Below are 23,020 nucleotides of genomic sequence, written 5' to 3' on the forward strand. Positions count from 1 at the left end.
TTCCTCTTTCCTTATGGTGCGGCGCAGAGCGCCTGGCCGAACAGCAGGCGGTCGCGCAGTTGTGACACGTCGGCGCCGCGCTGGATCAGGTCGAAGTACCAGGGGCCGTCGCCGACGTCGCCCACCAGTACCGCGCCCGTGACGCGGTTATCCTCGAGCACGAGGCGTTTATAGACGCCCGCCGTGCGGTCGCGCAGCACCAGCTCTTCGCTGCCGGCGCCGCCGAGGATGTCGCCGGCCGAGTACAGGTCGATGCCGGTGACCTTCAGCTTGGTAGCGGTGGCGGCCTGCACGTAGCGGCGGTGGCCCGCACCCGCCAGGTGGGCGGCGCAGACGCGCGCCTGTTCCCACACTGGCGCCACCAGGCCGAAGGTGGCGCGCCGGTGCTGCACGCATTCGCCTACCGCATAGATGCGCGGGTCGTAGGTCTGCAGGGTGTCGTCGACGACGATGGCGCGTTCGCAATGCAGGCCGGCTTCGCGTCCGAGGGCTACGTTCGGCCTCACGCCGGCGGCCATCACGACCAGGTCGGCCGGCAGCGCCGTGCCATCGGCGAAGCGCACCGCTTCGACCCTGTCCGCTCCTTCGATCGCGCTGGTTTGCGCATCGAGCAGGATGCTGAGACCAGCACGCTCCAGGGTTTCCTTCAGCAAGCGCCCCGCCTCGCCGTCGAGCTGCTGGTTCATCAGGCTGGCCGCCACATGCACGACGGTCACATCCATGCCGCGCCGTTTCAGGGCGTGCGCCGCCTCCAGCCCCAGCAGGCCGCCGCCGATGACGACCGCACGCCCTCCCCGGCGCGCCGCGGCCAGCATGGTGTCGACGTCCTGCAGGTCGCGAAAGCCGACCACGCCGGGTAGCGTATTGCCCGGAACCGGAAGCATGAACGGCGTCGAACCAGTCGCCAGCAGCAGGCGGTCGTAGGGCGCCTCAAGGCCGGAGCGGGCGATGACGACGCGGCGCTTGCGGTCGATGCGCACGACCGGATCGCCCGCATGCAGGGTGATGCCGTGTTCGGCATACCAGGCGCGCGGATGCAGCATGATCTCCTCGACCTGCTTGTCGCCGGCCAGCAGCGGAGAAAGCAGCACGCGGTTGTAGTTCCCGTGCGGCTCGGCGCCGAAGACGGTGATCTCGTACAGCTCGGGCGCAAGCTTCAGCAGTTCCTCGACCGTGCGCATGCCGGCCATGCCGTTACCGACCACGACCAGCCTGGCGCATTTCCGGCCGATATTCATGCCGCCACCCACACGGTGCCGTTCTCGATCCGCACCGGAAAGCTGCTCACCGAATGCGCGGGGGCTTCCAGGCACTCGCCCGTCTGCAGGTCGAAATGATGCTTGTAGATGGGCGAAGCGACCACGATGCGCTCGCCGATGCTGCCCACCAGGCCGCGCGAGAGCACGGCGGCATGCGCATTGGGGTCGTAGTTATCGATCGCGAACAGGCGCTCCTGGCCGACCCGGAACACGGCGACCTGGCGCCCGTTCAGCAAGGCGCAGACGCCGGTATCGGGGACGATCTCGTCGACCGCGCAGATCGCATTCCAGTTGTGCAGTTGTATATCTCGGTGCATGGCAGCCTCCTTCTCAGTTGATGACCGCAATCGGGATCGTGCGGCGGCGTTCTTCGATGGTGGCCGGACGGACCTGGCCGCGCTCGGGCATGAAGACGACGTTGTCGTCCGGTGCCGGGCTGTTGACGAAATGGCGGAAGCGCTTGCGCACCTCCGGGTCCTCGACCGCGTTCTTCCATTCGCAGGCATAGCTGTCGACGACCGCCTGCATGTCGGCTTCCAGTTCCTCTCCGATGCCGAGCCTGTCGTCGACAACCACGCTCTTGAGGTAGTCCAGGCCGCCTTCGAGGTGTTCGCGCCAGGTGCTGGTGCGCTGCAGGCGGTCCGCCGTGCGCACATAGAACATCAGGAAGCGGTCGACCAGCTTCACCACCGTCGCCTCGTCCAGGTTCGATGCGATCAGTTCGGCGTGGCGCGGCTTCATGCCGCCGTTACCGCAGACGTACAGGTTCCAGCCCTTGTCGGTGGCGATCAGGCCCACGTCCTTGCCCTGGGCCTCCGCGCATTCGCGGGTGCAGCCGGAGACGCCGAACTTCACTTTATGCGGTGTGCGCAAGCCCTTGTAGCGGTTCTCCAGCGCGATCGCGAAACCGGCGCTGTCGCCCACGCCATAGCGGCACCAGGTCGAGCCGACGCAGGATTTCACGGTGCGCAGCGACTTGCCGTAGGCATGGCCCGATTCGAAGCCGGCGGCGATCAGCTCTTCCCAGATCGGCGGCAGCTGGTCCACGCGCGCACCGAACAGGTCCACGCGCTGGCCACCCGTGATCTTGGTGTACAGGCCGTACTTCTTGGCGATCATGCCGACCGCGATCAGGCCGTCGGCCGTGACTTCCCCGCCCGGCATGCGCGGCACCACGGAATAGGTGCCGTCCTTCTGGATATTCCCGAGGAAGTAATCGTTCGAATCCTGCAGGCTCGCGTGCTCGGGTTTTAAAACGAAATCGTTCCAGGTCGAGGCCAGGATATTGGCCGCGACCGGCTTGCAGATGTCGCAGCCTAGTCCGGTGCCGTGTTTGGCCAGCAGCTCGCCGAAGCTCCTGATGCGGCCGACCCGCACCAGGTGGTGCAGTTCCTGGCGCGAGTGCGGGAAGTGTTCGCACAGTGCGCGGCTGACGGTCACGCCCTGCTTCGCCAGTTCGGCGTTCAGCACCTGGGTCACCAGCGGCACGCAGCCGCCGCAGGCCGTGCCGGCCGTCGTGCACTTCTTGAGTGCGCCGATGCTGGTCGCGCCATCCTGCACCGCGGCGCACAGCGTGCCTTTCGAGACGTCGTTGCAGGAGCAGATCTGGGCCGTATCCGGCAGTGCATCGACGCCCAGGCCCTTCTTCGCGGCGCCGCTGGCCTGCGGCAGGATCAGGCTTTCGGGCGCCTCCGGCAGGTCGATGCCATTCAATGCCATCTGCAGCAGGGTGCCATATTCGGCCGCATCGCCCACCAGCACCGCGCCCAGCAATCGCTTGCCGCAGTCGCTCACCACCAGCTTTTTATAGGTCTGGCGCCGCTCGTCGAGGTACTGCACGCTGCGGCTGCCGCTTGTCGCGCCATGGGCGTCGCCGATGCTGGCCACGTCCACGCCCATCAGTTTCAGCTTGGTGCTCAGGTCCGCACCCGCGAAACCGCCCGGCGCGCCCAGCACGTGGCGGGCGGCGCCGCGCGCCATGTCGTAGCCGGGCGCCACCAGGCCGAACAGCTGGCCGCGCCAGGCCGCGCATTCGCCGACGGCGTAGATGTCGGGATCGGAAGTGAGGCAATCGTCGTCGATGGCGACGCCGCCGCGCGGCCCCAGCGCCAGGCCGCAGGCGCGGGCCAGCTCGTCGCGCGGGCGAATGCCGGCCGAGAACACGATCATGTCGGCATCCAGGTGGGTGCCGTCCGCGAACTGCATGCGGTGAGTGCCGGCCTCGCCGTCGACGATGGCCAGGGTGTTCTTGCCGGTATGGACCGTGACGCCGAGTTCCTCGATCCGGCCGCGCAGCACGCGCGCGCCGGGATCGTCGACCTGCACCGCCATCAGGCGCGGTGAGAACTCGACCACGTGTGCTGCCAGGCCCAGGTCGCGCAGGGCTTTTGCGCATTCGAGTCCCAGCAGGCCGCCGCCGACCACGACGCCGGTGCGGGAGCGCGCACCGCATTCTTTCATCGCTTCCAGGTCCTCGATCGTGCGGTACACGAAGCAGTCGGCGCGCTCGCGGCCCGGCACCGGCGGCACGAAGGGAGAGGAGCCGGTTGCCAGCACCAGCTTGTCATAGGCGAGGACCTCTCCGCTGGCCAGCGTGACCGTGCGCGCGGCGCGGTCGATGGCATCCACCCTGGCGTTGAGCTTCAGGTCGAGATTGGTCCGTTCGAAAAAGCCGGGCGCCACCAGCGACAGGTCCTCCGCCGTTTTCCCGGCAAAGAATTCGGACAGGTGGACGCGGTCGTAGGCCGGGCGCGGCTCTTCGCCCAGCACCGTGATGTGGATATGGGGCGCGGCGCCGGCCAGGCTTTCGACGAACTTGTGGCCAACCATGCCGTGGCCGATGACGATGACGTTCATGCTGCTCTCCTCATGCACGCGCCGCGGCGGCGGCGCTCGCTGCTGTGTTCACTGCCGTACTGCTGAAACGGGCGCCGAGGGCGCACAGGCTGGCGACGACGACCAGGCCGCCGAGGATGAACAGGGTCTGGCGCACGTCGCCCGTCCCTTTCATCAGGAAGCCGGCCAGCACCGCGCCGACATTGCCGCCGGCGCCGACGATGCCGGCCACGCCGCCCAGGGCGTTCGGGGCGACGAAAGGCACCAGCGCGTAGGTGGCGCCACAGGCCATATGCGTAAATAAGCCGAACACCAGCATGGCGACGAGCGCAAAGGCGACGCCGTCGGCATTCGCGAACCACAGCAGCCCGAGGCCCTCGCCCACCATCAGCACGAACAGCACGGTGACGCGGCTGTTCAGGTCACCACGCCCGGCGCTGCGGTCCGAGAGCCAGCCGCCCAGCGCCCGGGCGAACAGCGCCAGCAGGCCGAAGCTGCCGGCCGCCAGGCCTGCCGCCTTCAAGGACAGGCCGAAATGGTCGACGTAATACACGGCCGCGATGTTGTGGATGAAGATCTCGATGCCGAAGCAGGCGCCGTAGGTGACGAACAGCAGCCAGGCGCGGTGATTGCGGCAGGCCGCCTTGAAACTGGCCCAGCCGCCCTTGCCACCGCTTTCCACTGGAAGGCCGGCCGCGCGCAGCTCGCTGAAGTTACCGGCCGGGCAGTCCTGGGTGTAGCGCCAATAGACGAGCGCCATGACCAGCATCGCCACGCCAGGGACGACCAGCGCGACGCGCCAGCCCAGGGTTTCGGAGACGCCCGCCATCAGCAGGGCCGCCAGCAGCAGCGGCATCGCCGCCTGCGCCGCCCCGCCGCCCGCATTGCCCCAGCCGGCGGCGGCCGCGTTGGCGGTGCCGACGACCTTGGGCGCGAACATCACCGAGGTGTGGTACTGGGTGATGACGAAGCTCGCGCCCACCGCGCCGATCCCGAGCCGGAACAGCAGGAAGCTTTCGTAGCTCTGGGCGAAGGCCACGCCGAGCACGGGAATCGCGCCGAGGGCCAGCAACCCGGTATAGGTCTTGCGCGGACCGTAGCGGTCGCACAGCGGGCCCACGAGCAGGCGCACCAGGATCGTGATCGCGACCGCGGCGATATTGATGTTCGCGATCTGCGCCACCGACAGCCCGAACTCGCCTTTGATCACCGGCATCAGCGGCGCGCAGGCGAACCAGGCGAAGAAGCAGACGAAGAAGGCGACCCAGGTCAGGTGGAAGGCCCGCATCTGGGGCGTATGGAACTCGAGTAGGTTGATGCTGTTCGCTTTGCTGGCCATGGTATCCCTCGATTGAAAACAAAAAGGCGTCCGCGTCCCGAGGTGGTCACCTGGGAGGCGGACGCCGTTGTCCGGTTGAGCCGGTCCTGCATTGGACCGGCTGAATAAATGAAGGGATCGCCGTTGATCCTGTCCTCTGTGTTTGCAAGAGGTGTGCCAGAAGCGGCGCGGGGCGGGAAGGACGCTCAGGTCCGAGTGGGTGCTCTATTGCAGTGCACAATGCGCGTTAATGATGCAAACGTATGCACTGATGTAGGGTGGGCGCCCTGTGCCCACCAATGGTCGAGCAGTGTTAGCGCACGCAGAACCGGTGGGCACGGGGCGCCCGGTGAAGCCGTGGGCGAAGCCATTGGCCTCGCCCACCCCTACGCACTAATGACGTGTGGTTCACGTTGGTGAATCCCGAACGACGCCGCATACCGCACCGGATCGCTGCCGTCCCACACCCGGCCATCCATCAGCGTACTGCTGCGCATCAGCCGATCCGGCACGTCCACGCCCGCCAGCGCCGCCGCCTCGCGGTACAGCTCGACCTGATTCACCGCACACGCCACGCCCAGGTAATCCGGATCGTCGCGCAGCAGCCCCCATCTCCGCTGCTGGGTCAGGAACCACATCCCATCCGACAGCCAGGGGAAGGTCGCCTCCCCTTCGCCGAAGAAGCGCAGGCCGGGAAAGTCGCCGCGCCGCGGCAGCAGGCAGGCGCGCAGCAGGTCGACCTTGGCGTGGATGTAGGCCGGGCTGGCCAGCACTTCGGCCGCCGCTTCGCGGTTGGTGGCGGAGGTGTCGAGCCAGCGCGCCGTGTCGAGCAGGGCCGCGACCAGGGCGCGGCAGCTGTTCGGATGGCGGGCGACGAAGTCGGCACGCGCGCCGAGCGCCTTGCCGGGATGATCGGGCCAGACCTGGCTGCTGGGCGCGACCAGCGCACCGCTCGCTTCCATCACCGCACGCCGGCTCCAGGGCTCGCCGGCGCAAAAGCCGTCCATATGGCCGGCTTCCAGGTTGGCCGCCATCTGGCCCGGCGGCACGGTCACCAGGCGTGTGTGCGCGAGCGGGTCGATGCCGGCCGTGGCCAGCCAGTAACACAGCCACATGGCGTGGTTCCCGGTCGGGAAGGTGTGGCCGAAGGTGTAGCGGCGCGGCTGCTCGCGCATCAGGGCGGCCAGGCCGGCACCGTCCTTCACGCCGGCCGCCGCCAGGGCGCGCGAGAGCACGATGGCCTGGCCGTTCTGGTTCAGGTTCATCAGCACCGCCATGTCGCGCGCGGGACTGCCGATCCCCATCTGCAGGCCGTACAGCAAGCCGTACAGGGCGTGCGCACCATCGAGTTCGCCGTTTGTGAGGCGGTCGCGCATGGCCGACCATGACTGCTGCCGCTCGAGCACCAGCTTGATGCCGTACTTCTCGTCGAAGCCGAGCACCGAGGCCATGACCAGCGGCGCGCAGTCGGCCAGGGGCATGAAACCGATACGCAATGTCTCGGTTTCGGGGCGGTCCGATCCGGCGATATTCATTTGACTCCTTTCGCCGGGCGCTCGCCCAGCAAGTCCTCGACGTCCAGGATGCGCTGCGCGATCTCGGCCAGTCTCATGTTCTTGTTCATCGCCAGGCTGCGCAAGCGGCCATAGGCTTCGTCCTCGAGCAGCCCGTGGCGCGCCATCAGCAAGCCCTTGGCGCGGTCGATCAGCTTGCGCTCGGCCAGCTTCTGGCGCGTGTCGGCCAGTTCGCCCAGCAGTTTCTGCTCGCGCTTGAAACGCGCCAGCGCCACGTCGAGCACGGGGCGCACACGCTCGGCGCGCAGGCCGGCCACGATATAGGCCGAGACGCCGGCCGCCACCGCCGCTTCCATCGTGTCCGCGCTGTCGTCTTCGGTGAAGAGCACGATCGGGCGCCGCTCCTCGCGGGTCGCGATCACGATGTGCTCGAGCACGTCGCGCGCGTCCGACTCGCTGTCGACGATGATCAGGTCGGGCTGCAGCTGGGCGATGCGCTCGGGCAGGAAGATGTCCGGCGGAAGCGAGGCGACGATGTCGTAGCCGGACTCGAGCAGGCCGACACGCAGGGCGGCGCTGCGGCAGGCCTGGGCAGCGAGGGCGGCGTCGCCCGCCTGCACGTCGCCGCCATGGACGACGACGATGCGCAAGCTGCGGGAGGGATCGGGAGCTTTCATGCCCTTGTCGATGCAAGAAGCGGGCCACGCCCGGCGTCCATACAGCGCAGTCGCACTCGAGATATTTCGCTCATCAATATCTACCGCAGCTGGTTGCGCCTAAATATTCATGGAACGTATCGCCGAGATCATCAACAAAAAGTTCGTTTATTTCTGAGAGGCACTTATACTGCAACGCAACATCACCAGCCAATCCAAGGAGCTCCAGCATGACCGTACTCGAATTCCTCCCTGTCGGCCTCGCCGTGCTCGCCGTTGTCGCCCGCGTCGCCATGTTCCTGCCACGTCAACCGAAGTCCGCCGCACAAGCCGGCTGAGCTGCAGCGCAGCAGCGCAAAAACGAAGGCGCACCCGTCAATACGCGGGTTGCGCTTTTTTTCATGGCCGGATAAATCTTCCGGCACTCCCCCCTGTCGCTGAGTGGCTGAGCTAGAATGCATGCGCATTTTTCTAGCCAGAAAGCTCTTTTTCACTCACAGACATCCACGATGCGACTTCCTGCACTGACCTTTCTTGCCGCGCTGAGCGCCCTTCCCGCCGTCGCCGCGCCCACGCCCATCACTTTAGAGCAAGCCATGGCCCATCCGGACTGGATCGGCAATCCGGTCGAAGCTGCATGGTGGAGCTGGAACGGCAAGGTCGTCTACTTCAAGCAGAAGCGCACCGGTTCGCAATTGCGCGACACCTTCCTGGCGGCGCAGAAAGGCGCACAGAAAGTCGCAGACGCCGACCTGGCGAAGCTCGACAGCCCGGCCGTGGTCTACGACCGTGCACACACCCGCACCATCATGGTGCGTAACGGCGACCTGTTCGAGCGCGACCTCAAAAGCGGGCAGCTGGTCCAGATCACGCGCGGCGTGAAGGCCGAAGACCCGCAGTTCTCCAGCGACGAGCGCGCGGTGCAGTTTCGCGTCGGCCACGACTGGTTCAGCTGGGACCGCGCCAGCCGTGTGCAGGGACCAGTGGCTTTGCCGCGCGCGGCCAGGGACCCGGCCAATCCGGAAGCGGATGCGCTGCGCGACATGCAGCTGCGCCTGATGAGCACCCTGAAGCGCGCCAAGGACGACCGCGACGCCGCCCGTACGCGCACTGAAGAAGAGCGCCGTGCCGATGCCACGCGCGCCCCTGCCCCGGTCTACCTGGGCGACAAGGTCACCATCGAAGGCAGCGCCCTCTCGCCGGACGGCCGCTGGCTGCTGGTCGTCACCGCCGCCAAGGGCGCGGATAAAGGCCGCGTCGGCAAGATGCCGCGCTACGTGACCGAATCGGGTTACGAAGAGATGGACGACGAGCGCACCCGCGTCGGCCGCGCCAACCCCATTCCGCACCAGCTGAAACTGATCGACCTGGCCGACAGCCGCGTGCAGGACGTCCCCTTCGACACCCTGCCCGGCATCACGGTCGACCCGCTCGCCAAACTGCGTGCCGAGGCCAAGCTCGATCCGCTCAAGGGCAACCGCCCGCTGCGCATCGCCGACCGCGCCGACGCCGTGCGCTGGACCCTGGACGGCAAGCAGGCCGCCGTCATGCTGCGCGCCATCGACAACAAGGACCGCTGGATCGCCACCGTCGACCTCAAGGCCGCGAAACTGGTGCCGCAGCACCGCCTCAGCGACGAAGCCTGGGTCAACTTCGACAACAGCGATTTCGGCTGGCTGCCGGACAACCGCAGCCTGTGGTTCGTGTCGGAAGAAAGCGGCTACGCCCACCTGTACACGCAAACGCCCGGCGGCCCGCACCGCGCGCTGACCAGCGGCCAGTGGGAAGCCGGCGACGTGCAGTGGAGTGCCGACGCCGCCACCGCCTACATGCTCTGCAACCGCAAGAACCCGGGCACCTACGAGGTCTGCGCCGTCAACGCAAAAGACGGCGCCACGCGCGAAGTGACGCAGCTGGAAGGTGTCGAACGCTTTACGCTGTCGCCGGACAGCCGCAAGCTGCTGGTCCACTATTCGTCGAGCTACATGCCCGCCCAGCTGGCCACCGTGCCGGCGAGCGGCGGCGCGGCCGTCAAGCTGACCGACACGCGCACCGCGGACTACAAGGCGCGCACATGGGTCCAACCCGAATACGTGGCCGTGCCCTCGAGCGACGGCGGCGCGCCGGTCTGGTCGAAGCTGTACCGCCCGGCGAACATGGAAGCGGGTAAAAAATATCCGGTCGTGATGTTCGTGCACGGCGCCGGCTACCTGCAGAACACGACCAAGCGCTTCCCGGTCTACTTCCGCGAGCAGATGTTCCACAACCTGCTGGTCGAGAAGGGCTATGTCGTGCTCGACATGGACTACCGCGCCTCCAAGGGTTACGGGCGCAACTGGCGCACCGCGATCTACCGCCAGATGGGCCATCCGGAACTGGTGGACTACCAGGACGGCGTGAAGTACATGGTGGCGAACCACCAGGGCGACCCGGCGAACGTCGGCATCTACGGCGGCAGCTACGGCGGCTTCATGACCTTCATGGCCCTGATGCGTGCGCCGGACATGTTCAAGTCGGGCGCGGCCCTGCGTCCGGTGACCGACTGGACCAGCTACAACCACGAGTACACCGCGAACATCCTGAACACGCCGGACCTCGATCCGCAGGCCTATAAAATCTCGTCGCCGATCGAGTACGCGGACAAGCTGCAGGGGAACCTCCTGATCGCCCACGGCATGGTCGACGACAACGTGTTCTACCAGGACTCGGTGCGCATGGCCCAACGCCTGATCGAGCTGCGCAAGGACAACTGGGAACTGGCGAGCTACCCGCTCGAACGCCACGCCTACACCCAGCCGGAAAGCTGGTTCGACCAGTATCGCCGCATCTTCAAACTGTTCGAGCGCACGCTGAAACAGTAAGGCGGCACGCGAAAAACGGACAAACGGGCGCCCCACGGGGCGCCTTTTGTTTTACTGTTCACCTTGTTATTCGTTTCGCTTTCCGATTGCCCTCATGACGCTTTCCGCTTTCCGCTCCCTCTCCTGCCTGCTTGCCCTCCTCGCCTGCGGCGCCGCCCACGCCCAGGACAAGGGCAAATCCGATGACCCCAACTTCATCGGGCTGCCTGTCACGGGCCAGCTCGATGCGAGCCGCGTGCTGGCCGAGCGCCACGGCGAGCAAGGCGTGAACAAGGACAAGGGCAAGGACAAGGGCAAGGACAAGGATAAAGACAAGGACACGGCATCCGCCAGGGAAGGCGCCAGGCCCGCGCCTGCAGCGCGTGGTCCGGCGATTCCCACGGGCGGCATCACCGGTGTCGTCATCGAGAGCACTGCGCGCGACGACCAGGACGAGGTGCCGGTCACGTTCGGCCAGGTGTTCGCGCCTGGCGACCTGCCGCGCGGGGCCGGGCTGGCCGCCAAGCTGCCCGACGGCAGCCTGCTGCCGCTGCAACTCGACGTCAAGGCCAGCCATCCGGATGGGTCGGTGCGGCATGCCGTCGTGTCCCTGATCGTGCCGCGCCTGCGCGCCGACAAGGACCTGGGACTGGCCCTCGTCAAGAGCACAAAGAAGGCGCAGGACACCGCCAAGGTGGGCGGCGCGCCCGACACCGTGGTCACTGTCGTGATCGACGGCGAGCGCTACACCGCCTCGAGCGCGGCCCTGCTGAAGACGCAAAAGGCGCAGACCTGGCTGCAAGGCCCGGTCGTCACCGAGCTGCAGGTGGCCGCGCCCCTGAAGAACGCCAAGGGCGACGAACATCCGCACCTGGCGGCGCGCTTCGCGCTGCGCTGGTATCCGCAGGCGCGCCAGGCGCGCATCGACGTCACCGTCGAAAACGACTGGGCCTACGAGCCGGATCCGCAGAACTTCACCTACGACGTCACGATCACGGCCGACGGCAGGCAGGTCTACCGGAAGCAGGACCTGACGCACTATCACCACGCGCGCTGGCGCACCCTTGCCTGGACCGGCGAGGCGCCAGCGCTGCACCTGCGCCACGACAGCGCCTACCTGATCGCGACGCGCGCGCTGCCGAACTACGACCTGTCGGTGGTCATGCGCGAGCGCGAACTGGCCCAGCTGGCATCGCGCTGGGAAGGCCCGAAGACCGAGCCGATGGGCGTGGGCCTGGCCATGCGCGCGATGGGCACCACCGGCGGGCGCGGCGACATCGGCCTGCTGCCCGGCTGGGGCGCCGCCTACCTGATCAGCATGGACCCGCGCGCGAAGAATGTCACGCTCGGGACCGCCGACCTGGCCGGCAGCTGGCCGATGCACTACCGCGACAAGCGGTCCGGCCTGCCCGTCAGCCTGATGGACTATCCCTACATGACCCTGCTCGGCCATCCGGGCGATACGCGCAATCCGAAGACCGGCAAGCGGGAAGCCTTCCCCGCCTGCCGCAAGGACGCGTGCAAGTCGCCGAACCGCCCAGACGAATCGCACCAGCCGGCCTTCGCCTACCTGCCCTATCTCGTCACCGGCGACCATTACTATCTCGAAGAGCTGCACTTCTGGACCATGTACAACGTCTTCTCCTCGAACCCGGGCTACCGTAGGAACGTGCAGGGATTGCTGAGCACCGGCCAGGTGCGCGGCCAGGCCTGGAGCCTGCGCACGCTCGGCGAAGCGGCCTACATCACGCCCGACAGCCACCCGCTCAAGCGCGACCTGCTGGCCATCCTCGACAGCAACCTGGCCTGGTACAACGCAACCTATAGCAACAATGAGGAAGCCAACAGGCTGGGCGTGCTCGTCAACGGCTACGCGGTGCTCTACAAGAAGAAGACAGCGGTCGCGCCCTGGCAGGACGACTTCTTCACGGCCGCCGTCGGCCATGTCGCGGAACTCGGCTTCAAGGAGGCCGAGCCCCTGCTCAAGTGGAAGGCGCGCTTCCCGATCGCGCGCATGGTAGGCGACGGCGCCTGCTGGATCCTGGGCGCGAACTATACTTATGCGGTACGCGCCACGCCCTCGTCGCCCTTCTTCACGTCGATCGGGCAGGCGTATGCCGCCACGGCCGGTCCCGAACTGGCGAACCTGGCCTGCGACAGCGCAGAGATGGCAGCTGCGCTCAAGACGAAACCGGGCGACATGGGCGGCTACTCCAGCACCGTCACGGGCTTCCCCTCGAACATGCAGCCGGCCCTGGCCTATGCCGCGAACGCCGGCGGCGAGGCCGGGCGCAAGGCCTGGGCGCGCTTCATGGCGCGCAGCGTCAAGCCCGACTACGGCTACGGCCCGCAGTTCGCGATCGTGCCGCGCTGAGTACACGCGACCCGCCTCGATTAAAACGATTACAACATGTAACGGCGATTGCATCGGTGCGTGGCTCGTAGCATCTTGTACGAACAATAATTCGACAAGGTCCTGACATGAGACACGCCGCCTTCGCCCTGCCTGCCCTGGCAGCCGCATCCCTTCTTGCCGCCTGCAGCACGGAAAGCCAGCTGGCGCAGCCGGCGCCGGCCGTGGCCAGGGCCAGCCCCGTGGTGCCCGCGCCGGCCGCGCCGCAGCAGCGCGTCGAGGTGTCCGGATCGAGCCTGAAGATGGCCGCCGGCGCAGCCTTCACCTATGCGCCGGCGCCACCGCCACCGCCCTACCTGGTGCCGCACGTATTCCGCTTGCCCGGTGTCGACAAGTTCCCCGATGCGCTAGCGAACAAGGCGGTCCTGGTCCAGGAGCAGCCCGTCTCCACCTTCAGCACCGACGTCGACACGGCCTCGTATGCCTTCGTACGGCGCCAGCTGACTGCCGGACGGCTGCCGCCGGCGGCCGCCGTGCGCGTCGAAGAGATGGTGAATTACTTCCCCTACGACTACGCGCGCCCGTCCAGCCGCAGCCAGCCCTTCGCGGTGACGACCGCGGTGATGCCAAGTCCGTGGAAGGCGAAGAACCAGCTGCTGCACATCGCGGTACGCGGCTTTGACGTGAAGGCGGCGCAGCAGCCGCCGATGAACGTGGTGCTGCTGGTCGACGTCTCCGGTTCGATGGGGCCGCAGGACCGGCTGCCCTTGCTGAAGTAGGGATTTCGCCTGTTCGCGCAAAGCCTGCGGCCGCAGGACCGGGTGGCGATCGTGACCTACGCCAGCGGCACCACGGTGGCGCTCGAGCCGACCGGCGGTACAGACAGGCAGAAGGTGCTGGATGCCATCGATGCCCTTGGTGCGGGAGGCAGCACGGCCGGCGCCGACGGCCTGCAGCGCGCCTACGCGCTGGCCGAGCGCCACTTCGACAAGGACGCCGTGAACCGCGTGATCCTCGCCACCGACGGCGACTTCAACGTCGGCATCACCGATCCGCGCGAACTGGAGAAATTCGTCGCCGCCAAGCGCAAGAGCGGCGTCTACCTGTCGATCCTGGGCGTCGGCAGCGGCAACCTGAACGACGCGCTGATGCAGCGCCTGGCGCAGTCGGGCAACGGCAACGCGGCCTATATCGATTCGCTGCTGGAAGCGAGAAAGGCGCTGGGCGAGGAACTCGGCTCGACCATGTTCCCGATCGCGAACGACGTCAAGATGCAGGTCGAGTTCAACCCGGCGAAGGTCGCCGCCTACCGCCTGATCGGTTATGAGACGCGCATGCTGGCGCGCCAGGATTTTAAAGACGACAAGGTGGACGCCGGCGACATGGGCGCGGGCCATACGGTCACCGCGATCTACGAGATCACCCCAAGCGGCGCCGCCGGCACGCTGGTCGATCCGCTGCGCTATGGCGAGGGCAAGAAAGCGGCGCCACGGACGAAGACCGACGAACTGTGCTTCGTGCGAGTGCGCTACAAGCTGCCCGGCGAAGACAAGAGCCGCCTGGTCGAACAGCCGGTGCGCGCGGGTGCGGCGCATCAATCGCTGCAGGCGGCGCCGGCGGACCAGCGCTTCGCCGTCGCCGTGGCCGCTTTTGGGCAGCGCCTGCGCGGCGAACAGCAGTTGGCCGATTATCCGTATGCCGACATCGCCGAACTGGCGAATGGTGCGCGCGGGGCGGACGCCGAGGGGTATCGGGCGGAGTTCGTGAAGCTGGTGCGGATGACGGAGGCGCTGGGCAAGGCCGGTCAGCGGTAGGGTGGGCGCCCCGTGCCCACCAACACGATGCGTCAACGCGGTGCATGCATTTGGTGGGCACGGGGCGCCCACCCTACGACTGCCGCAGGGCGTGCTTCACTTGCCAGTTTTTGCACCGGCTTCGAACCAGGCGCCGACCTGCGCCCGTTCGGCGTCGGTCATGTTGGTGAGATTCGCCAGCGGCATCGCCTTCAGTTGCACCGTCTGCTGGTAGATGCGGGCCGCGTGCTGGGCGACCAGTTCCGGCGAATCGAGCATTACGCCGGCCGGCGCCGTGGCGAAGCCGGGCTGGGTCGGGTGCGCGGCATGGCAGGCCACGCAGCGCTGATCGACGATGGCTTTCACGTGCGCGAACTGGGCGGCGCTATCCACGCCCGGCTGCTGCGCGGTCGGCGCCTTCGGCGCGATCAGCACTGCCAGCACGGCCAGTAGCGCCACGCCTGCCGCCGGATAGGTCCACTCGATGCGGCCCTTGTGGCGCAGGTTGAAGAAGTGGCGGATCAGCACACCCGCCGCCATGATCACCGCCAGTACGGCCCAGGCGTGCGTGTGGCGGTAGGTCATCGCGTAGTGGTTGCTGATCATGAGGAACAGCACCGGCAGCGTGAAATAGTTGTTGTGCACCGAGCGCTGCTTGGCGCGGATGCCGTACACGGGATCGGGCTTCTGGCCGGCCATCATCGCGTTCACCATCTTGCGCTGGCCGGGAATGATCACGTGCGCGACGTTCGCCACCATGATGGTGCCGATCATGGCGCCGATGTGCAGGTAGGCCGCGCGCCCGCTGAGCAGGTGGGTCAGCACATAGGCGCTGCCGACCAGGAAGGCGAAGATCACGAGGCCGAACAGCAGGTCGCGTTTTCCCAATGGCGACTTGCACAGCAGGTCGTACACGAGCCAGCCGACCACCAGGCTGCCGAGACCGATGCCGACCGCCTGCCAGCTGGTGAGATCGGCCACGCTGCGGTCGACCATCATCGCCTGCGCATTCAGGTAGTACACGATGAACAGCAGCGCAAAGCCCGACAACCAGGTCGAATAGGCTTCCCATTTAAACCAGTGCAGCTCCTTCGGCAGCTCGGCCGGAGCAACGAGGTACTTCTGCGGGTTGTAGAAGCCGCCGCCGTGCACGGCCCAGAGTTCGCCGGCCACGCCCTTCTTCGCCAGGTCCGAACCCGGCGGCGGCGGCTTGATCGTGTTGTCCAGCCAGACGAAATAGAAAGAGGCGCCGATCCAGGCGATACCCGTGATGATGTGCAGCCAGCGCACCAGCAGGTTGAGCCATTCGAGGCCGTAAGAGGCGAACACGTCCATGCAAGTTCCCTTTGCTGATATTCCTCTGACGATAAACCGATTTCATTTTGTACAACATGAAAATTAACGTATATTCGACATACCCGAATCCATATACGACAAGCTCATGTCCGCCCTGCCCCAGCACCTGGATATCCACCTGATCCGTATCCTCTACCTGCTGCTGGTGGAGAAGAACGTCTCGCGGGTGGCGCTGAAGCTGAACCAGCCCCAGCCCTCGATCTCGGCCTCGCTGCGTAAACTCCGCGAACTGACGGGCGACCCGCTGCTGGTGCGCGGCGCGCGCGGCATGGTGCCGACCCAGCACGGCGAAAGCCTGTTAAAGCCGGCCAAGCGCATCCTCGACGAGACCGAGAGCCTGTTCGTCAAAAAATCGGCCTTCGTGCCCGAGGAAGCGGCGCGCACCTTCCACATCGCCGCGCCCGACTATCTCGACACCCAGTTCCTGCCGAACGTGGTCGCCGCCGTGCGCCGCGGTTCGCCCAACAGCCGGGTCGCGATCCACGGCATGGGCGCCGGCGCCGACTACCTGCGCATGCTCTCGGACGGCGAAATGGACCTGGTGATCGCCAACTGGGACGAGCCGCCCGCGCACCTGCACATCTCGAAGCTGTTCGAGGATCCGATCGTCTGCACCATGCGCGCCGACAGCCCCTACGCGCGGCGTACCTCGACCGATGCGATGAGCATCGAAGACTACCTCAGTCTGCCGCACGTGGCGCCCTCGCAGACCCTGCCCGGCTACCACGGCGTGATCGATTCCTTCCTCGCGCGCCAAGGCATGCAGCGCAAGATCGCGGTCGAGTCGCCCTACTTCGGCCTGATCCCCTACATGCTGACCCAGACCGACCTGGTGCTGACCACGGGCCGCCAGTTCATGCGCTCTTATGAGAAGACGCTGCCGCTGAAGACGTTTACGATGCCTCTGAAATTCCCGCCGATGCGCTTCTACCAGCTCTGGCACCAACGCGTGCACCAGTCGCCGGAACACAAGTGGCTGCGCGACCAGGTCAGCCAGGCGGCGCGGGCGCTCGTCCAGAAGTAGCCGTGAGCCGGACTGGCGGCGCAGGTACTGCTCGATTTCCTGCGCAGTCTCAAGCCCTGAGGGATTTTTGCGTGCCCGGCAGGATGCCGCGCACGGTCAGTGCGATCGACAGGCCGATCGACGCCAGCAGCAGCGTTCCGCCCAGCTGGCGCTCGGCCTGTTCGCCGAGCAGGAGCAGGCTGCCGAGCCAGAACGCGACCGCCCACAGTACGCACAGGGCGATCAGCTTGAAGGGATTGCGCGGCACGAACGAGGACATCTCGACAGCGCAAGGCGCGCCGCACACGGGACAGGCCGCGCCGCCGTGATGCGTGCCGCTGGCGCAACCGGGACAAAAAATTGTTTCCATGTTCGCTACTCCCTCGCTTGCAGGCCGACGTTTGATGCGCGAAGAAAAGATTACGTCGCCGGCATGGCGAGGTGGTGATGGCCGTCAGAGCCAGATTAAGCTTGTAAGCGAGCGTGTCAAGGAACGCACGCTAGCGGCTGCTATTGGCTGCGCCGCGCCAGCACCAGCGCGATCCCACCCAGGATCGCCACCGAAGCCAGCGCCAGGCGCAGCGTCACCGGCTCGGACAGGAAGAGCACGGCGCCGAAGGCCGTGATCAGCGGTACCGACAATTGCACCGTGGCCGCGCGCATCGCGCTGAGCTCGCGCAGCGCCGTGTACCAGAGCGCGTAGCCGACGCCGGAAGTCAGCGCGCCGGAGACAATCGCCAGCGCGATGCCCGCCGCATCCGCATGGGCCATCCCGGCGAAGGGTAGCCACAGCGCAAGGGCCAGCGGCGCCGCGCGCAGGAAGTTGCCGGCCGTGGCGCGCAGCGGATCGGGCGCCCCGCGGCCGCGCAGCGAATACACGCCCCAGGCGGCACCGGCCAGCGCCATGAAGGCGGCGCTGAGGGGCGGCGGCGCGCTGACGCCCGGCAGCACCAGATACACCAGTCCCGCCCCCGCCAGTCCCAGCCCGCACCACGCTGCGGCAGAAAACCGTTCGCCGCCACGCAATGCCCAGCCGAACATGCTCAGCTGCACCGCCCCGAACAGGATCAGCGCACCGGTGCCGGCCGTTAAATTGACATAGGCGAAGGAAAAGAAGGCGACGTAGGCGAACAGCATCGCCGCGGAAAGCCAGTCGCCGTCGACCCGCGTGTCATGCCCCGCGCGCCGGCGCACGATCAGCACCAGCGCCAGCGCGCCGGAGGCGACCCGGATCGCGCCGAAGCTGGCCGGATCGATGCCGTCGCCGGCCAGCGCCAGGCGGCACAGCAGCGAATTGGCGGCAAAGGCGAGCAGCGCCGCCGCCGTGAAGGCGAGCGTGGCCAGGCGCGGCGTCTCGAGGGCACGGTCACGCATGGGGGCAATCCATCAGACAACAGCTCATGGGAAGATCCGCATCCTCGTTGGCATGCTCCCACATTAAGCGCTGTCCCCGTGCTCAGACAAGCACGGCGCGGGTAGGCAACGGCGTCGCGCGTCTATTCGTCCACGCGCTGTACGGCGCGTTTGGCCGTGGCCCGGCTCTTCAGCCAGTCGCGTCCGCCTGCTTTGAGTGCGCGTTCGACCACGGCCGGCGGCAGGCTGTACACGGTGGCCCAGGTGGCGCGGCCATCGAGGCCGTTCGACGGAAAGCTGCTGGTCTCGATCGGCCAGTTGTACTTGCGCTTCAGGGTACGTACGATGGCCGCGAGCGTGACGCGGCCGCGTAGTGGCTCGGCGCCGGTCTGGTCTTCATCGGACAGCAGCACCGCCAGCACGGCGCCACGCGCCGTCAGCGGACCGGGAAAGGTGGGGGTTTTGCTCGGCATGCGGGCATTGTAGCCGCGTTTTCGCGCGGCCAGTGCACGCCGGCATGCCTCACACGCTTGCGGTTTCCCCGGCCATGAGGGCGTCGGTCGCAGCGCCGGCCCGTTCCAGCATGGCGTGCAAGAGCACGTTGCAGCCGGCCTCGAGGTGGGCCGGCTGGGCATCCTCGATCTCGTTGTGGCTGATGCCGTCCTTGCAGGGCACGAAGATCATGCCCGAGGGCGCCACGCGGGCCGTATAGATGGCGTCGTGGCCGGCGCCCGACACCACGTCCATCGTCGAATAGCCGAGCTTTTCGGTAGCGGCGCGCACGGCGTTCACGCAATCCGGGTGGAAGGGGCAAGGCGGATAGTAGGACACGCGCTCGATCTCGATGCCGAGGCCCGTCTCGCGCCGGGTTTTGTCGACGAAGGCCAGCATCTCCTCGTGCATGGTGTTCAGCAGTTCGTCGTTCACGTTGCGCAAGTCGATGCTGAATTTCACCTGACCGGGAATCACGTTGCGGCTGTTCGGGAAAACCTGCACCATGCCGACTGTCCCACGCCCATAAGGCGGGTAGCGGTTCGCGATCGCTACAGTTTCCTGCATGATGGTGGTGGCCACCTGCAGCGCGTCGCGGCGCAGGCCCATCGGGGTCGGGCCGGCGTGCGCTTCCATGCCGGTGACCGTGCAGTCGTACCAGGACAGGCCCATCACGGCCGGCACCACGCCGATGATCTTGTCGGCATCTTCCAGCACCGGCCCCTGCTCGATGTGAGCCTCGAAATAGGCGCCGATCGGGTGCCGGCCCGGTTCCTCGCTGCCGAGATAGCCGATGCGCTCCAGTTCCTCGCGCACGGTCTTGCCCTCGACATCCTTCGCCGCGTAGGCGGTCTCCAGGCTGAAGGCGCCGCAGAACACGCCGGAGCCCATCATCACGGGCACGAAGCGCGAGCCTTCCTCGTTGGTCCAGAACGCGACCTCGATCGGAGCGTCGGTGACGATGTTATTGTCATTCAGGGTACGCACAACCTCCAATCCGGCCAGCACGCCGTAATTGCCGTCGAACTTGCCGCCGGTGGGTTGCGTATCGATGTGGCTGCCCGTCATGACGGGAGGCAGGCTGTCGTCGCGTCCGGGCCGGCGCATGAAGACGTTGCCGATCTTGTCGACCGTGACGCGCATGCCCGCTTCGCGCGCCCAGCCGACAACCAGGTCGCGGCCCCGGCGGTCAAGGTCGGTCAGGGTGAGGCGCTTGACGCCGCCCTTGTCGGTGGCGCCGATTTGGGCCAGTTCCATCAGGGAGTTCCACAGGCGTTGGCCGTTGATGCGCAGAGTGTCGGACATGGTGTCTCCAGAGCGTGCGTTGAACGCGTAGGCGCGGGTCAGATAAAAGCAGGCCGGTCGATGTGGCGGCCGGCGCCCTCTTCCGCGCGCAAGTCGCCACGCTCGAAGACGAGCTTGCCGGCATGGACCGTGTGGGTCGGGATGCCGCGTACGGTGCGGCCTTCGAAGACGTTGAAGCCGCCTTTCGCGAACTGGGTCTTGGCCGAGATGGTGCGCGTGCCGTTCGGGTCCCAGATGACGATATCGGCGTCGGCGCCGACGGCGATCACGCCCTTCCTCGGATACATGTTGAAAATCTGCGCCGCGTTGGTCGAGGTGACGCGCACGAATTCGGAGGGGGTCAGGGTTCCGGAATTCACGCCGGCGTCCCAGACCACGGCCATGCGCTCTTCCACCCCGCCGCAGCCGTTCGGGATGCGCGTGAAGTTGTCCTTGCCCGCCGCCTTCTGCTCGGCGCAGAAGGTGCAGTGGTCGGTGGCGGTGGTATGCAGGTTGCCGCCGCGCAGACCCTGCCACAGCGCCTGCTGGTGATGCGGGCTGCGAAACGGCGGGCTCATCACGTGGCCGCGTGCAAAATCCTCGTCTGGGCTGTCGTAGACGCTGTCGTCGATGACCAGGTGTCCAGCCAACGCTTCGCCATACACGCGCTGGCCCTTGGCGCGGGCACGGGCGATGGCGTCCAGCGACTCGGCGCAGGACACGTGCACGATGTACACGGGCGTGCCGAGCACGTTGGCAATCGCAATCGCGCGGTTGGCCGCCTCGGCTTCGACTTCCGGCGGACGCGACAGCGGATGCGCTTTTGCTCCCGTGATGCCGCGCGCCAGCAGCTCCTGCTGCAGCTGATACACCAGTTCGCCGTTTTCCGCGTGGACGGTCGGGATCGCGCCCAGCTCCAGCGCACGTCTGAAACTGTTCACCAGCGTCTCGTCGTCGGCCATGATCGCGTTCTTGTAGGCCATGAAGTGCTTGAAACTGTTCACGCCATGCTCGCGCACCAGGGTGCCCATCTCCGCATGCACGGACTCGTCCCACCAGGTCACGGCTACATGGAAGGTGTAGTCGCCGGCCGACTTCCTCGCCCAGCCACGCCAGGTGCGGTAGGCCTCCAGCAACGACTGCTTCGGGTCGGGAATGACGAAGTCCATGATGGTCGTGGTGCCGCCCGCCAGGCCGGCCGCGGTGCCGGTAAAGAAATCGTCGGCGGTGACCGTGCCCATGAAGGGCAGCTGCATATGGGTGTGGGTGTCGATCCCGCCCGGCATCACGTACTGCCCATCGGCGTCGATCACGGTGGCGTTGGCCGGCGCGTCCAGCTGTTCGCCGACGGCCACGATCTTGTCGCCGAAACACAGCACGTCGCCGCGGAAGGCGCGGTCGGCGTTCACGATGGTGCCGCCACGGATGATCGTCGTCATGAAGACTCCTTGTCAGGTGAAATCAGGTAGGTGAATTCGCCGTGCGCACCGCCTGGGCCGCGCGCCCGTTCATCATGAGGCCATACACGATAGCGGCAATGACGACGCCGACGAACCAGGCATAGGTATAGATCGTCTTGAAGGCCTCGCCCACGTTGGGAAACGCGTTTGGCAGTGCCGCATTCAGGAAGCCCGGCAGGTTCGGCAGCACGCCTGCTGCGAATGCGACCAGGGCGGCGACGTTCCATCCGCCGCGGTAGGTGTAGGCGCCCTGGTCGCGATACAGCTGGTCGACGTCGAGTTCGGTTTTGCGGATGAAGTAATAGTCGATGATCATGATGCCGGCGATCGGTCCGAGCAGGGCCGAGTAGCCGGTCAGCCAGATGAAGATGTAGTTCTGGGTCGTTTCCAGGATTTTCCAGGGCATCATCGCCAGCGCGATGCCGGCCGTGATGTAGCCGCCGACGCGGTAGGAGATGCGCTGGGGCGACAACGCGGAAAAATCGTAGGCCGGTCCGACCAGGTTCGCCGCCAGGTTGACGCTGGCGGTGTCGATCAGCAGGATCAGGAGCGCCACCAGCACCGCCACGCCCGTCATGCGGCTGGCGACGTCGACCGGGTCCCACAGCGCCTTGCCGTACAGGACGATGGTTGCCGAAGTGACGGTCACCGCCAGCGCCGCCAGCAGCGCCATCGGCAGCGGCAGGCCGAGCGACTGGCCGACCACCTGGTCGCGCTGGGTCTTGGCAAAGCGGGTGAAGTCGGGAATGTTCAGCGCCAGCGTGGCCCAGTAGCCGATCATGGCGGTCAGCGAGGGCCAGAACACGCTCCAGAACAGGCCGGCCTTCTTGCCGCCTTCGACGAATTGCGAGGGCTGGTCCAGCAGCGGACCGAAGCCGCCGACCTTGCCGTACACCCACCAGAGCAGCAGGAAGCAGATCGCGATCTTCAGGGGGGCGGTATAGGTTTCGAGCTTGCGGATCGATTCCATGCCGTGCACGACGAAGTACATCTGGATCGCCCAGAAGCCCAGGAAACAGGCCAGCTGGCCGAGATTGATGCCCAGGCCGGGTAAATTGTCGCCGCCGATCGGGTGGCCGAGCAGGACGCCCAGCAGCGTATAGATCATGCTGCCGCCGAACCAGGTCTGGATGCCGTACCAGCCGCAGGCGACGATCGCGCGCATCAGCGCCGGCAGCCGCGCGCCGCGCGTGCCGAAGGAGGCGCGCGCCAGCACCGCATAGGGGATGCCGTACTTGGTGCCGGCGTGGCCGATCAGGAGCATCGGCAGCAGCACGATCACGTTCGCCAGGAACACCGTGATCACGGCCTGCCAGGCCGACATGCCGCTTTCGATCAGGCTCGAGGCCAGCATGTAGGCGGGAATACTGATCACCATGCCGACCCAGAGCGCGGCGAAGTGATACCAGCGCCAGCTGCGCTGCGCGGCGCTGGTGGGCGCCAGGTCGTGGTTCCAGAGTTCGTTGCTGACAGGATGTTGCGTCACATTATGTTCCAATCGTGG

Annotated in this window: 18 protein-coding genes; 5 read left to right on the forward strand and 13 right to left on the reverse strand. The window is 66.7% G+C overall.

Annotation, left to right across the window (positions count from 1 at the left end; all coding sequences use genetic code 11):
• Positions 1 to 11 precede the first annotated feature (11 nt).
• The 6 genes from C2862_RS11620 to C2862_RS11645 form a co-directional block, all read right to left on the reverse strand.
• Positions 12 to 1,238: an NAD(P)/FAD-dependent oxidoreductase gene (locus tag C2862_RS11620; protein ID WP_136220282.1), complete on the reverse strand. Its 1,227-nt coding sequence runs from the start codon at positions 1,236 to 1,238 to the stop codon at positions 12 to 14.
• Complete coding sequence (gene nirD, locus C2862_RS11625; RefSeq protein ID WP_136220283.1) at positions 1,235 to 1,576, reverse strand: nitrite reductase small subunit NirD; 342 nt, start codon at positions 1,574 to 1,576, stop codon at positions 1,235 to 1,237. Before nirD ends, C2862_RS11620 begins: the two co-directional genes overlap by 4 nt.
• 13 nt (positions 1,577 to 1,589) lie before the next feature.
• Positions 1,590 to 4,115 (reverse strand): nitrite reductase large subunit NirB, encoded by a 2,526-nt coding sequence (gene nirB, locus C2862_RS11630; RefSeq protein WP_136220284.1) that lies wholly within the window; start codon positions 4,113 to 4,115, stop codon positions 1,590 to 1,592.
• 10 nt (positions 4,116 to 4,125) lie between these two features.
• A complete protein-coding gene (locus C2862_RS11635) occupies positions 4,126 to 5,433 on the reverse strand; it encodes an MFS transporter (protein ID WP_136220285.1) in 1,308 nt (435 codons plus the stop codon).
• Positions 5,434 to 5,798: 365 nt separating this feature from the next.
• Positions 5,799 to 6,947: a CmpA/NrtA family ABC transporter substrate-binding protein gene (locus tag C2862_RS11640; RefSeq protein WP_136220286.1), complete on the reverse strand. Its 1,149-nt coding sequence runs from the start codon at positions 6,945 to 6,947 to the stop codon at positions 5,799 to 5,801.
• Positions 6,944 to 7,603: an ANTAR domain-containing response regulator gene (locus C2862_RS11645; RefSeq protein ID WP_136220287.1), complete on the reverse strand. Its 660-nt coding sequence runs from the start codon at positions 7,601 to 7,603 to the stop codon at positions 6,944 to 6,946. The genes C2862_RS11640 and C2862_RS11645 overlap by 4 nt, the downstream gene beginning before the upstream one ends.
• A gap of 488 nt (positions 7,604 to 8,091) precedes the next feature.
• On the opposite strand from C2862_RS11645, the gene C2862_RS11650 reads away from it, so the two are divergent.
• From C2862_RS11650 to C2862_RS25705, 4 genes are all read left to right on the forward strand, one after another.
• Positions 8,092 to 10,443 carry a S9 family peptidase gene (locus C2862_RS11650; protein WP_136220288.1) on the forward strand — a complete coding sequence of 784 codons (2,352 nt, stop codon included), beginning with the start codon at positions 8,092 to 8,094 and terminating at the stop codon, positions 10,441 to 10,443.
• A 94-nt stretch (positions 10,444 to 10,537) separates the two neighbouring features.
• Complete coding sequence (locus C2862_RS11655; RefSeq protein ID WP_229467396.1) at positions 10,538 to 12,796, forward strand: hypothetical protein; 2,259 nt, start codon at positions 10,538 to 10,540, stop codon at positions 12,794 to 12,796.
• 107 nt (positions 12,797 to 12,903) lie between these two features.
• Positions 12,904 to 13,554 (forward strand): von Willebrand factor type A domain-containing protein, encoded by a 651-nt coding sequence (locus C2862_RS25700; RefSeq protein ID WP_229467397.1) that lies wholly within the window; start codon positions 12,904 to 12,906, stop codon positions 13,552 to 13,554.
• A gap of 9 nt (positions 13,555 to 13,563) precedes the next feature.
• A complete protein-coding gene (locus tag C2862_RS25705) occupies positions 13,564 to 14,589 on the forward strand; it encodes a YfbK domain-containing protein (RefSeq protein WP_373888255.1) in 1,026 nt (341 codons plus the stop codon).
• A 96-nt stretch (positions 14,590 to 14,685) separates the two neighbouring features.
• On the opposite strand, the gene C2862_RS11665 is transcribed toward C2862_RS25705, so the two are convergent.
• On the reverse strand, positions 14,686 to 15,903 hold the full coding sequence (locus C2862_RS11665; protein WP_136220289.1) for a urate hydroxylase PuuD: 1,218 nt from the start codon (positions 15,901 to 15,903) through the stop codon (positions 14,686 to 14,688).
• A 106-nt stretch (positions 15,904 to 16,009) separates the two neighbouring features.
• Here C2862_RS11665 and C2862_RS11670 point away from each other — a divergent pair, with 106 nt between their 5' ends.
• Positions 16,010 to 16,948 carry a LysR substrate-binding domain-containing protein gene (locus C2862_RS11670; protein WP_136220290.1) on the forward strand — a complete coding sequence of 313 codons (939 nt, stop codon included), beginning with the start codon at positions 16,010 to 16,012 and terminating at the stop codon, positions 16,946 to 16,948.
• 49 nt (positions 16,949 to 16,997) lie between these two features.
• Here C2862_RS11670 and C2862_RS11675 read toward each other — a convergent pair whose 3' ends face one another.
• From C2862_RS11675 to C2862_RS11700, 6 genes are all read right to left on the reverse strand, one after another.
• Positions 16,998 to 17,297, reverse strand: a complete 300-nt coding sequence (locus C2862_RS11675) for a hypothetical protein (protein ID WP_136220291.1) — start codon at positions 17,295 to 17,297, stop codon at positions 16,998 to 17,000.
• 140 nt (positions 17,298 to 17,437) lie between these two features.
• Positions 17,438 to 18,301, reverse strand: coding sequence for a DMT family transporter (locus C2862_RS11680; RefSeq protein WP_136220292.1), 864 nt, complete (start codon positions 18,299 to 18,301; stop codon positions 17,438 to 17,440).
• Between the two features lie 122 nt (positions 18,302 to 18,423).
• Positions 18,424 to 18,753 (reverse strand): hypothetical protein, encoded by a 330-nt coding sequence (locus tag C2862_RS11685; protein ID WP_136220293.1) that lies wholly within the window; start codon positions 18,751 to 18,753, stop codon positions 18,424 to 18,426.
• Between the two features lie 49 nt (positions 18,754 to 18,802).
• Positions 18,803 to 20,077, reverse strand: a complete 1,275-nt coding sequence (locus C2862_RS11690; protein WP_136220294.1) for a Zn-dependent hydrolase — start codon at positions 20,075 to 20,077, stop codon at positions 18,803 to 18,805.
• A 38-nt stretch (positions 20,078 to 20,115) separates the two neighbouring features.
• Positions 20,116 to 21,495 (reverse strand): dihydropyrimidinase, encoded by a 1,380-nt coding sequence (gene hydA, locus C2862_RS11695; protein ID WP_136220295.1) that lies wholly within the window; start codon positions 21,493 to 21,495, stop codon positions 20,116 to 20,118.
• Between the two features lie 22 nt (positions 21,496 to 21,517).
• Complete coding sequence (locus C2862_RS11700) at positions 21,518 to 23,002, reverse strand: NCS1 family nucleobase:cation symporter-1 (RefSeq protein ID WP_136220296.1); 1,485 nt, start codon at positions 23,000 to 23,002, stop codon at positions 21,518 to 21,520.
• Between the last annotated feature and the right edge of the window lie 18 nt (positions 23,003 to 23,020).

The organism is Massilia sp. Mn16-1_5 (assembly GCF_004798585.1).
GTDB lineage: Bacteria > Pseudomonadota > Gammaproteobacteria > Burkholderiales > Burkholderiaceae_D > Telluria.

Bases quoted from the DNA above. Each gene is read 5' to 3' on its own strand.
- C2862_RS11620 (WP_136220282.1), bottom strand. From the start codon at position 1,238: ATGAATATCGGCCGGAAATGCGCCAGGCTGGTCGTGGTCGGTAACGGC.
- nirD (WP_136220283.1), bottom strand. From the start codon at position 1,576: ATGCACCGAGATATACAACTGCACAACTGGAATGCGATCTGCGCGGTC.
- nirB (WP_136220284.1), bottom strand. From the start codon at position 4,115: ATGAACGTCATCGTCATCGGCCACGGCATGGTTGGCCACAAGTTCGTC.
- C2862_RS11635 (WP_136220285.1), bottom strand. From the start codon at position 5,433: ATGGCCAGCAAAGCGAACAGCATCAACCTACTCGAGTTCCATACGCCC.
- C2862_RS11640 (WP_136220286.1), bottom strand. From the start codon at position 6,947: ATGAATATCGCCGGATCGGACCGCCCCGAAACCGAGACATTGCGTATC.
- C2862_RS11645 (WP_136220287.1), bottom strand. From the start codon at position 7,603: ATGAAAGCTCCCGATCCCTCCCGCAGCTTGCGCATCGTCGTCGTCCAT.
- C2862_RS11650 (WP_136220288.1), top strand. From the start codon at position 8,092: ATGCGACTTCCTGCACTGACCTTTCTTGCCGCGCTGAGCGCCCTTCCC.
- C2862_RS11655 (WP_229467396.1), top strand. From the start codon at position 10,538: ATGACGCTTTCCGCTTTCCGCTCCCTCTCCTGCCTGCTTGCCCTCCTC.
- C2862_RS25700 (WP_229467397.1), top strand. From the start codon at position 12,904: ATGAGACACGCCGCCTTCGCCCTGCCTGCCCTGGCAGCCGCATCCCTT.
- C2862_RS11665 (WP_136220289.1), bottom strand. From the start codon at position 15,903: ATGGACGTGTTCGCCTCTTACGGCCTCGAATGGCTCAACCTGCTGGTG.
- C2862_RS11670 (WP_136220290.1), top strand. From the start codon at position 16,010: ATGTCCGCCCTGCCCCAGCACCTGGATATCCACCTGATCCGTATCCTC.
- C2862_RS11675 (WP_136220291.1), bottom strand. From the start codon at position 17,297: ATGGAAACAATTTTTTGTCCCGGTTGCGCCAGCGGCACGCATCACGGC.
- C2862_RS11680 (WP_136220292.1), bottom strand. From the start codon at position 18,301: ATGCGTGACCGTGCCCTCGAGACGCCGCGCCTGGCCACGCTCGCCTTC.
- C2862_RS11685 (WP_136220293.1), bottom strand. From the start codon at position 18,753: ATGCCGAGCAAAACCCCCACCTTTCCCGGTCCGCTGACGGCGCGTGGC.
- C2862_RS11690 (WP_136220294.1), bottom strand. From the start codon at position 20,077: ATGTCCGACACTCTGCGCATCAACGGCCAACGCCTGTGGAACTCCCTG.
- hydA (WP_136220295.1), bottom strand. From the start codon at position 21,495: ATGACGACGATCATCCGTGGCGGCACCATCGTGAACGCCGACCGCGCC.